The sequence below is a fragment of the Acinetobacter sp. UBA6720 genome (assembly GCF_002454215.1).
Taxonomy (GTDB): domain Bacteria; phylum Pseudomonadota; class Gammaproteobacteria; order Pseudomonadales; family Moraxellaceae; genus Acinetobacter.
Map to the genome: position 1 here is coordinate 1 of NZ_DKIK01000186.1, position 743 is coordinate 743.

Genomic DNA, 743 nt, shown 5'->3' on the forward strand with positions numbered 1-743 from the left:
GTTATTTATAACAGCAGATCATGATATTAAGCGAATTATTTTTATAAAGAAAACATGATTATTCAATAAATTCTTGTTGGGGCGAAACCAAAGACAAAGCTTGGTGTGCGCTGTTTGAGCGCGGTAAGCTGACGATGAAGGTTGACCCAACGCCCTCTTTAGACGTTACAGAAATTTCGCCTTTATTTAAGTCAACGAAACGTTTGCAGAGTACTAATCCTAGACCCGTACCTTTTTCCCCCGCTGTACCTTTAAAGCTAATCGTCAACTTCGGTTCAAATAATGATTCAATTTGCCCATGCGTCATGCCTAAACCTGTGTCTTGAATATAAATATCAATAAAGTCATCGCGCTGTTTGGCATCAATCGTTACCACACCATTGCCATGCATATGGGTGAATTTGAGTGCATTTGAGACCAAGTTCTGAATGACAGAAGTCACCATATTGATATCGGCAAAAATTCTTAAATCATCAGGGACACGGTCGATCAGTTGAATATTTTTATTGACCGCTAGACCATTTAGTACATCAAAGACAATTTGTGAAGACTGTTTAAGTTTATAGTGAATCGGATGGTAGAAAGAACGCCCTCCCTCCGCCATAGCCCAATTTAGCAAGCTTTCTAACAAGCTATAAGTCGATTGGGCAGTATCATGTAAATAGTCTGCAATACTTTGTATACCCGACTCATCCAAACTCTCACGCTCATCTGCCAAAACTTCTGAGAAACCAATTAAGCCA

The 743-nt window shown here is 39.4% G+C and carries 1 protein-coding gene; it reads right to left on the reverse strand.

Annotated elements, in window-relative coordinates; genetic code table 11:
- Positions 1-58: 58 nt before the first annotated feature.
- Positions 59-743 (reverse strand): sensor histidine kinase (locus B4F08_RS15560; protein WP_291375236.1); only part of this gene is annotated, 685 nt, incomplete at its 5' end.